At 48.9% G+C, this 10627-nt stretch carries 7 protein-coding genes; 6 read left to right on the plus strand and 1 reads right to left on the minus strand.

The annotated features are described in order from the left end of the window. On the minus strand, positions 1–695 hold a 695-nt coding region (locus ACTIE6_RS07050; protein ID WP_439555963.1), incomplete at its 3' end, for an SIS domain-containing protein. 222 nt (positions 696–917) lie between these two features. Here ACTIE6_RS07050 and ACTIE6_RS07055 point away from each other — a divergent pair. From ACTIE6_RS07055 to ACTIE6_RS07080, 6 genes are all read left to right on the plus strand, one after another. After that, positions 918–2894 (plus strand): prolyl oligopeptidase family serine peptidase, encoded by a 1977-nt coding sequence (locus ACTIE6_RS07055; protein WP_439555964.1) that lies wholly within the window; start codon positions 918–920, stop codon positions 2892–2894. Further along, on the plus strand, positions 2884–3768 hold the full coding sequence (locus tag ACTIE6_RS07060) for an EamA family transporter (RefSeq protein WP_439555965.1): 885 nt from the start codon (positions 2884–2886) through the stop codon (positions 3766–3768). The genes ACTIE6_RS07055 and ACTIE6_RS07060 overlap by 11 nt, the downstream gene beginning before the upstream one ends. Before the next feature lie 104 nt (positions 3769–3872). Then, a complete protein-coding gene (locus ACTIE6_RS07065; protein ID WP_439555966.1) occupies positions 3873–5081 on the plus strand; it encodes a hypothetical protein in 1209 nt (402 codons plus the stop codon). Beyond that, the gene (locus ACTIE6_RS07070) at positions 5078–6280 is read left to right on the plus strand and encodes a hypothetical protein (protein ID WP_439555967.1); all 1203 of its coding nucleotides are present in this window, start codon (positions 5078–5080) and stop codon (positions 6278–6280) included. The genes ACTIE6_RS07065 and ACTIE6_RS07070 overlap by 4 nt, the downstream gene beginning before the upstream one ends. Before the next feature lie 27 nt (positions 6281–6307). Then, a complete protein-coding gene (locus ACTIE6_RS07075; RefSeq protein ID WP_439555968.1) occupies positions 6308–8224 on the plus strand; it encodes a hypothetical protein in 1917 nt (638 codons plus the stop codon). 30 nt (positions 8225–8254) lie between these two features. After that, positions 8255–10627: DUF5107 domain-containing protein (locus ACTIE6_RS07080; protein ID WP_439555969.1), on the plus strand; the 2373-nt coding region annotated here is incomplete at its 3' end.

Raw genomic sequence — 10627 nt, forward strand, 5'->3', positions numbered from 1 at the left:
ACTACCCTTTCAAAGTCCTTTTGTACCAGACTTTCGAGTAAAAATTTATTTTCAAAAATCACTTTCCCCTGCGCAACAATATGCTGCACTTTGGAGAACGCACGGTCAAGCGTTGCCACATTCGCTACCAGCAGCGCGGTAAGCAGCATGCAGGTAAAGCTGCTCGTCATCGCCAGACTTTTATCGTTGGTTGCCTCGGGCAGTATGATACAATAAGCCTTGTGCGGGTTAGCTGCGCCCAAATGTGCGAGCGCGCCGTCGTTGTTGCAGGTGATGATCAAATGGTATATTTCATCGCAGCATTGATCCGCCAGCTTCACCGTCTCCACGCTTTCAGGACTGTTTCCCGAGCGGGCAAATGAAATAAGCAGCGTGGGTACTGATCTGATAAATGTGGCATGCGGCTGTGTGACGATCTCGGTGGTTGGTACCGCCTGAACCGGCTTTCGCCAGGCTTTTTGCAGCGTTCCCTGTGCAGAGTCGCCGATGTAGCCCGAGGTACCCGCGCCGGTGAGCACAATACGCAACTGCTCATTTTCAAGAATCGGGTTCAAAAAATCTTCGATTGCATCCTTTTGCTGATGAATTAAATGGTATACTTCTTCCCACAGCGCAGGCTGTGACAGTATCTCTCTTCGTGTGTGTGCTTCCCCAAGGCTTTCAGGCGCATGGATTTCGTTGTTAATTTTTATCATTCCCGCAGTATCAGAGGATGGAGGTTTTGTAAAATTTTGAGGTATGCTAATATGACGATTCAAATTAAACATCATAAAACGAAAGTAAAAAATATTACTAAACCTTTCTTTTAATTTATTTAATCTTACCCCTATCTTGCAGGAAAAATAATGGCGTATATTAAGCATGCAACGACCGGCTACCGGCTTGCCACGCAGATCATCGCTTCCTGACCCACATTTATGATCCCTACCGAAAAGGCCTCGCCACAAGGACTTGTAATAGCAGACTTATGCAAAATCAGAAAAGCAGGCACGCCATTATTGTCGCCCGGTAATCAATTCCTTGTTTATCATCTCGGATTTGCCGATTTCGATGCGGATCTCCGGTACGATGAGATCATTTTAATGTCGCTGGACGGCAAAACCAAAACAACCATTGCCCGCGGCTCTGCCCACGCCTGGTCGCCGGACGGAACCGCGCTGTTATACGAAACCGAAGACGGAGTACTACATATATACAATGTAGCAAATGCAGACAGCCGCTTTCTGGTGCAGCGATATGAATCTTCGTATTTCATCAATCACCTTGCTTTAAATAACTGCGTCTGGTCGCCGGACGGGAAATACATTGCTTATGTGAGTTCGGATATCTCGACAGTAGAAACAGAAAAGCCGGCGGTGCGGGTATTTAACGACTTGCTATATAAAACTAAGGGTGGCCGCGGCAGACCGACCTATGCGGATCAAGCCAACACCCACATTTACCTGATCCCGGCTTCTGGCGGTTCGCCGGAATTGCTTACGTCAGGTTCTTACAATGAGCATTCCATTATGTGGTCGCCGGACAGCCGGCACATTGCATTCATCAGCAACCGCACAGAAAGGCCAGATGATATTCAGCAGAGCGAGGTCTGGAAGGTTGATGTCAACACAAAAACAATCAAACAACTTACTGACAACAAGGGACTGACGTATCAGTCAACCTGGTCGCCCGATGGAAATTACATTGCCTTTTTGGCGACTTCAGAGGCAATCGGAACGAACGATAGTCCCGCCGAAGACACGCACATTGCATTGATTTCGGCAGATGGCGGCCAGTCAAAATATATTACCAAAAGCCTTGATAGAAGGATCGAGCACATTCGCTGGCATCCTTCGGAACAATACATTTACTTCATTGCAGGTGATCGCGGAGATACTTCCATTTATCGGGTTGATGTTGGAAATGAAGTTGTTGAAATTGTTCAGGGAGGCCCAGGGTGCATTTCCGAGTTTTGTTTGGATGCGGCTGGTGAGGATTTGGTCTTTGTAAAAACGAACTCGAATTGTCCTCCTGAAATCTTTCAAACTGGTAGTCAGGGTACAATAGCACAACAACTCACGCAGGAAAATACAGCTTGGCTGACGACGAAGACATTGCAACCAGCTGATACATTCTGGTTCACAAGCTTCGACGGCACGCAGGTGCAAGGCTGGCTGATGAAGCCCGTTGATTTTGAAGAAACAAAAAAATACCCCCTTATCTTGGTCATCCACGGCGGGCCGCATAATATGTTTGGTCACGATTTTGACGAGCGTATGCATTTGCTTTCTGCGGCGGACTATGCGGTGGTTTATATTAATCCGCGAGGCAGTCATGGTTATGGACAGCAGTTTTCCATTGGTACTATAAACAACTGGGGTGGAGGCGATTACCAGGATCTGATGGCTGGTGTTGATTTTATTTTAAGTCAAAAGACGTGGCTGGACCCTGAGAAGCTGGGTGTTACCGGGCAGAGTTACGGCGGATATATGACCAACTGGATTGTCACCCAAACTTCACGTTTCAAAGCAGCTGTCGCAGACGGCGGACTAAGCAACCTGGTCAGCTTTGCGGGCACTTCGCTGTACCATTCTTTGATGGAAGCCGAATTTGGCGGACGCGCATTTGATCATTTTGATCTGCTCTGGCAATGGTCGCCGCTGCGGAATGTAGCCCGGGCGACCACGCCAACGCTGATTTTACACGGTGAAACGGATAACGAAGTCCCATTCACGCAAGCCGAGGAAATGTACATCGCCCTCAAAAAGCGCGGCGTGGAAACCCAGCTCGTGCAGTATACCGGCGAAGGCCACGGCTGGCGGCCCGACCTGAGCCCGAAAAACCGCGCAGACCTGAGTGCGCGCATGATTCAATGGTTTGACAAATTCGTAAAAGCAACTATTAATGAGCAGTAAAACAAACAGTTGGCTGATATATGTAGTTATCCATGTCCTATTTATCGGCGTATGGGGCGCAGTGATTGAGATACCCGAGAAAAACGGTTTTCCCGCCACGCTCGGCTATGTTGTCTGGGCATTAACGATGATACCGGCTTCACTGGCCGCATTAAAAATCAAAGGCTGGAAGCTCGATTTCAACAGAAAAGCGATGCTTTGGGGCGGCGCAGCGGGGTTACTCGGCGCGGGCGGTCAGCTTGTACTTTTCTTCACGTTGCGCATTGCTCCCGCTTACCTGGTATTTCCACTTCTTTCGCTCACGCCGGTGGTAACAATTTTAATGGCTGTGGCGCTACTCCATGAAAAAACGGGCAAACTGGGCTGGTTTGGCGTGGCTTTGGCGCTTGTTTCTATATTTATGCTCTCCTATCAGCCCGCAGGCGCTACGCAGGTGAGCGGGTATACCTGGATGCTTCTCGTGGCAATCCCGCTGTTTGCCTGGGGTGCGCAGGGGTACATTATGCGGTTTGCGAATGAGATCATGTCAGCCGAAAGTCTGTATTTCTATATGATGGCAACTTCGGTCATGCTCATTCCCTTTGCATTATATCTCACCGATTTCAGTCAACCCATTGAATGGGGTTTTAAAGGACCTTACCTGTCGGCGATTATTCAGTCCCTGAATGCATTTGGCGCATTGTGCCTGGTTTACGCATTCCGTTACGGCAAAGCGATTATCATTGCGCCGATCACCACCGCACTTTCACCGGTACTCACCGTTGCATTATCCCTGGCCCTGTATCAAACGATCCCCCACCCTGTTATTGTAGCGGGCATTGTACTGGCTATTATTTCGGCATTGTTCATGGGCTATGAGGAAGTTCGTAATTAAAGTGAAATAAAAAAGAAAGATTTCGAAAGTCTTATTGTCAAAATTGTGCTGAGTACTTTATATTAGCATAATCAAAAACAATCGCTACCTAAACCTTTAACTTTTTGAAACGTACATTACACCTCTGGCTGTATTTGATGTGCGCTGCTCCCGCTTTTGCCCAAAATTCCCCGGCAAACGACAAGCATACCGCCTTTATCGAATACCCCGATTTCCCCGAAGCGCATTCCACCTGGGGTTCCATCGGCTACAATGCAGCTTCCAATACCGTCTTCATCGGGGTGACCAATCACGCCAACAACATTGGTTTGTACACCTTCGATGCCGCGCAAAAAACGATGAAACTGAATGGCTTTATTAAAGAAATGGCCAATCTGCGTCCGTATCAGTGGCAAGGGAAAATACATTCCAAGATCGTTTCGGCTCCTGATGGTTCCATTTATTTCTCTACTGACGGCGGTGAGTCGCGCGAAGAGTACTTAATGGAGCATCCGCAAGGTTATGCCGGGGGTTTTTTCATGAAATGGGATGCCAACAACGGCTTGAAAAATCTTGGAATCGGAATGCAGTATGAAAGCATTAAAGACGTCGACATCGACCCGAAAACAGGAACATTGTACGGAATTACCTATCCGCAGGCGCATTTCCTTGTTTACAATCCTGAAAAAAACCAGATGCGTGACCTCGGTCGATTGGCCAGCTCGCACGTGCCGCGTGTATTGTTTACCGACTGGTGGGGCAACTGCTATTATGTAGACTGGAGGCAGCGGTTGGTGAAGTATGAAAAAGACAGCGACAGCTTGGTTTTCGCGCGTGAAAGTCTGCCTGCATTCCCCGGTACGCCCGGCTCCAAGATCATCACCGGCGTCACCGCCTATGCCAAAGACGAGTCGAAAGGCATCATTTACCTCGTTACCTACGGTGCCAAACTGATCGCATTTCACCCGGAAAAGAATGGAATAGGCAAAGTGGAAGACCTCGGCGGCGTAATCGAAACGGGAAAGGCACCTGCCTGGGGACCTTATGTACCAAACCTGAACATTGGCCAAAACGGCAAACTGTACTACATCATCGGCGGACACGGTAACTATGTTTTGAAAGATAAAACGGTACTGGTGGAATTTGATCCGGCCACCAAAAAACCGACCATTTTGCGCGAGTACCCGATCACTTCCATGACCGAGGCGACGGGTTCGGATATCAGGGACAAAGAGGGCAACATGTATTTCGCAGCCCGCCGCCGCACAGGTGAAGGCGATTCCAGCCGCCCGTTTATGATCCAGTTCAATCCCGAAAAAGAAATCCGGAAATGAGAAATCTAGCCAAAAAAATATTATTACCCGCGCTTACGCTGGCTAGCTCAGCCCCCCTCTTCGCGCAATACGAATTCTTTACGCCCAAAGATGCATTTGCCATCGAGGTATCGCTGCCTAACAGTGCCGAGAAGCGACTGCCTATGTACCGCAATGCGATCACATCTCTGCACGTGCAGGGTGACTTGATTGTCGGTGGCACTACTGCAAAGGAAGGTTTGTCGCCTTACCTCTTTGTTTCGTCGCTTTCCGGTCGCAAAATGCTGGCGGCGAAAGATTTGCAGGAGGTAGTTCCCGGTCAAAATGCAATCGCGACAGGCTTTTGCAAAGGCGCAGGCAATGTGCTTTATGCAGGTACCCTGGCACAGTCAAGCAAAAACCAGCAAACAGGACATTTAATACAAGTAAGCATTGGAAGTGGCGACGCAATAGAGGTGAAAGATTTAGGCTCACCTATCGCCGGAGAAGGCATTTTCACGCTACTTAGCAATGCGAAAGGCACCGAGCTTTATGGGATCAGCTACCCAAGCGGAAAGTTTTTTACCTATGATATCGCCTCGAAAAAGATGCAGATTTTCAATGAAATCGCACCCACAGAAAAACACCTGAAAGACGCGCATGATTTTGCGATCGGGCCGGAAGTTTACTTGTGCAAAGCTTTGATTCAGGATAATAAAGGACTGGTTTATGGCAGCGCGGCGGGTAACCGGGTGTTTGCATTTGATCCTGCTAAAAAAAGCTTTTCGTTTCTGGAAAGACCGCTACCTGCTGTTTGGGGACGGGAAGTTTTGGGACAAGTGGAGGCCTGGGCGAAGTCTCCCGACGGAAAATTGTATGGCGGCAATGCCGGCGACGGTCAATTATTTGTATTGGATCCGGCAACCAGAAAAATCAAAAACCTGGGCAAACCGACGATGATGCCGCGCTTGCAGGCTTTGGCATTTGGTGGCGATGGCAAGTTGTACGGTCTGGCTGGCGGCGCGCCGGGTTACTCGCATTTGTTTTCTTACGATGAAAATGTTGGTTTTACCGATCTTGGAAATCCTGAGTTCAAAATGGTAGAGCCGGGCATTGAGCAGGGCATCTTGTGGCGCGGCTTTCAGTTGAGCACGCTGGCTGCCTCGGCTGATGGTAAGTATATGGTGATCGGTGAGGACGAGGCATTGAGCCAGCTCATGATCTTTCCTACAAGCAAATAGTTGACTGGCATTCCTAAACTCCACTTCATGATGTTACGATTTACAAAGCTGTTTTTCTGTTTGATCGCATTGAACAGCGTCAATAAAACCTTCGCCGCCGATCCGTGGCGCCTGCGGGCACTGCCTTCCTCCGTCCGCCTCGATCCGGTGAGTAATGAGATTATCGAGCACCGGTTCAAAGGCGTGCCGCCTGTTCAAAGCAGCAAAGGAAATCTGCTGGACAAAAACTGGATTTACGACGGAAAGCAAGTCGCGCTGCATGGTGCGAGGGGTGAATATGTATCGTTTCAGCTGGTTTTGACCAATGAATCCAACGCCGAGCTGACCGGGATCAAGATTGATATGGCGCCGTTTAAGAATGGTAATGCAGAACTTAGCATTAAGCCTGAGTTGTTTTTGGAATGGTCTGTGAATGTGGAAAGTACGAGTACAGGTTATCCTAAATCTACACTCGGCAAAGGCTGGTATCCCGATGCATTGATCCCATTTAAATTCATTCAAACCGACTCCGCCAAAGTGCGCGGGCGCTGGGTGTATCCATTTACATTGCCTGATTTTAACAACCGGATTAGTAATCAGAAATCACAGATCATTTGGGTGGACCAATTTATTCCGCTTGATGCACAAAAAGCGCAACCTGGGACTTACCAGAGTGTGATTTCAGTCACCATCAACGGAAAAACGCAGCAAATTCCGGTGAGCCTGAATGTGTGGGATTTTGAATTGCCAAACGAAAATATCTTCAAAGCCAGCCTGCAACACGAAGGTTTCCTGAGTCGCATGGATGAAAAGCAGGAACTTGCTGTGTACCAGCTTTTCAAACGCAACAGAATCTCGTTAATGGACCCTACTTATGATCCTGAAATTCAGGTTAGAAACGGGAAGGCGGAGATTAAATGGGAGAAGTTTGACAAACAACTTAAAAAATACCTGACCGGCGAAGCCTTCACGGCAGCACAAGGCTATGCTTATGGCCCAGGCTACGGCGAGCCGCTGGAAACTTTCGCGTTGCCATTTGACGTGTATGGAAAGCACGGTACAGCCGGCTGGCCGGACATTGGCAAGCCCGAAGTGGAGCGCAAGGCGGCCAATCAGGCGATATATACGAGTGCGATCCGGCAGGTGCGCCAGCATTTGTTGCCGATGGTGAATCCGAAAAAAACATTGCTGACGGTGTACCTGAACGGTCTCGACGAATCTTACTTTCCTGAAGCCTGGTCGCGGATGGTGTTTTATGGAAATTTGTTCAAAAAGGAATACCCAGAAGCCAAATTCCGCGTCGACGGCGGCTATACCAAAGAGGCGATGGACGTGATCGGCAAATCGATCACCGACTGGGCGTCGCATACCATTAATTACAACATTGATACCGTAAAAAGTTACCAGGCAATGGGCATCAAGGACTGGCTTTATGGCCCGATGCTCTATGAAGCGAAACTCAACAGCTGGGTCGGAAGCTCGACATTTATTGACCTGCCGCTGGTAAACGACCGCGCGATCAGCTGGTCGTGCTGGAAATACAAAACGTTCTCGTGGATCAGCTGGGGCGTGGGCGCAGGTTGGGAACGCGGCTGGTACGATCCCGAATCCTGGAAAGACTTTTACAAAGAAGCCTCCGAAGCCGATGCGGAATTCACATACCGTGCATTTAATGGGAACGGCTCGGTGATTTACAAACCGGGGATGGTACCGAATGTATCCGAACCTTGCCCGTCGATCCGCCTAAAAACCATGCGTGACGGTGTGCAGGAATATGAATATCTGCGCCTGCTGGCAAAGCTCGACGGCAACACCAAACGTGCGGATGCGCTTGTTGATCAGCTCATTAAAGAGCCTTTTGGGGATAAATCCATCGGCAACCTGGATGTGTGGAGCTACGATCAGGAGCAATGGCACAAAGTCCGCATGGAGCTGGGCGAGTTGATCTCCAAAGGCAAAAAATAATCCAAGACTATTCCTAACCCGCATTATTACGTGAGTGCCCATTTTTCTATCTCTTCGTTGCCTTCAAATGCCAGAACAGCCCGGCTGATGCTGGCTTTACTGGCAGCTTCCCCTGCATTACAAGCGCAGAAAGCCAGCATTACCGAGAAGGTTCAGTCGATGAAGACCTATCCTTTTTCAGACCCTAGTCCGCTGCCCGTGATGGGCATTGGCAAGAAAGTTTCGCCGTTTTATCCCTACTATGTTTTCGACGGTTATACCAACAAAAGCACGACCCAAAACTGGAAAATCGTAGAGCTGGAAAACCCGTACATCAAAGTGCAGGTACTGCCGGAAGTGGGCGGAAAAGTAATGGGCGCTACCGAAAAGTCAACCGGCGAGGAGTTTGTGTACACCAATCACGTCATGAAATTCCGCGCAATCGGAATACGCGGTCCGTGGACGAGCGGGGGCATTGAGCATAACTTTGGCTTAGATCTCGGCCACGCGCCCTGGGCAGCCGCGGCGGTGGATTATGTGATGCAAAACAATCCTGACGGTAGCGTAACCTGCGTAGTGGGTGGTCTGGATCTTGCTTCGCGCACGCAGTGGCGGGTGAAAATTGTACTTCCGAAAGACAAAGCCTATTTCGAAACACAGAGCCTTTGGTATAATCCCCTGCCCCTGCACGACTCCTATCTTTCGTGGGAAAACGCGGCGTTTAGGGCTTCTGATGATATGCAGTTCTTTTTCCCAGGGACGCATCATGTGGGGCACGATGGAAATGCAAGTCCGTGGCCGATGGATGAGAAGGGTGTGGATTTGTCTTATTACAAGAATAATAACTCCGGCGGGGATAAGTCTTACCATGTTGTGGGAACAGCTACCAACTGGTTTGGCGGTTACTGGCATGATCGCAAATTTGGTTTTGGTCACTGGTCGCCTTACTCGGATGCGCCGGGTAAAAAATTATGGATCTGGTCGCGGGCGCGGGAAGGTGCGATCTGGGAAGATTTGCTGACCGACAAAGATGGACAATACATTGAGGCACAGTCAGGTGTGACTTTCAACCAGGCAGCTGAGCGTAGCGGGTTTCATAGTCCGTACAATCAAAAATCTTTGGGGCCATTTTATTCTGAAACAAAAACGGAATATTGGTTTCCGGTGAAAGGTGCGGGCGGAATGGTGGACGCTTCGCCTTACGGGACGCTCAATGTGGTGACCAGCGGCGATAGTTTGAAGATTTTTGTTAATCCGATTTCTAATATTCAGGATACATTAAAGGTTGCTGCCGGCGGAAAGTTGATTTATCAAAGTCCATTACAATTGAAGCCGATGGAGGTTTATGTGAAAGGCATTTCTTTGTCGGGTTTCGATCAAAAATCGGTTCGCGTAAGTATTGGGAAGGACCGGCTTGTGTATGCTGCGCAGCCAGAAAAGATTTTAGATCGACCGATTATTTCTTTCGAAAAACAAGACCCACAATCAGCGGAGCGGCTTTTTGAGTTGGGTGAAGATGAAAATGCGATGCGCAATTTCGAAGGCGCGCATCAGCGTTATCTGGCTGTTTTAGAAAAAGAAGCCACGCACAGCGGCGCATTGATCCGGCTCGCGGAGTATCATTATCGTAAAGGTGAGTACGCACTAGGACTCGATTTCGCCAAAAAAGCTTTGGCCGAAAACACCTACCACGGCGGCGCAAACTATTTATACGGCGCACTTTACCGAAAACTCGGCGACCTGACCAAAGCCGAAGAAGCATTGTCGGTAGCAACCTGGACAATGGAATACCGCTCCGGAGCATATGCCCAGCTGGCGGGCATTGCATTGCAAAAACAGGATTTTGAAAAAGCCGAGCACGACGCGAGAAAAGCATTGGAATACAACCGGAATAATCTGGTCGATTATCAATTGCTTGGAACTGCATTGCGGAAACTTAATAAATTAGAGCAAGCCGCGCAGGTTTGGAAAGAGTTGTTGGAAATCGATCCGCTCAGCCACTACGCACATTTTGAAAAGTATTTAAACAAACCTACGAACGAAAACCGGACCATTTTCCAGCAGGCAATCCGCAACGAGCTGCCGCACGAAACGTACCTGGAACTGGCGATGGATTATGTGAATCAGGGACAGCATCGCGAAGCAATCGGGGTCTTAGAACTGGCACCCGCCTACTCTACTGTTTCTTACTGGCTGGCTTATCTGAACCGGGATTCTTCGCCGGCGGAAAGCAAACAACATTTACAAAAAGCCATTTCCCTGCCGCCGGAACTGGTTTTTCCATTTCGCTTGGAAACAATTCCTGTTTTGATCTGGGCTGAAGAACAAAGTTCTTCCTGGAAAAATCGCTATTATCTTGGGTTGATTTACTGGCACATCAGGGACAAAGAAAATGCGAAAAAGCAATTTGCCTCCTGCCAGGAT

Origin of the sequence: Dyadobacter sp. (genome assembly GCF_051859145.1) — a bacterium.
Classification (GTDB): Bacteria; Bacteroidota; Bacteroidia; order Cytophagales; family Spirosomataceae; genus Dyadobacter.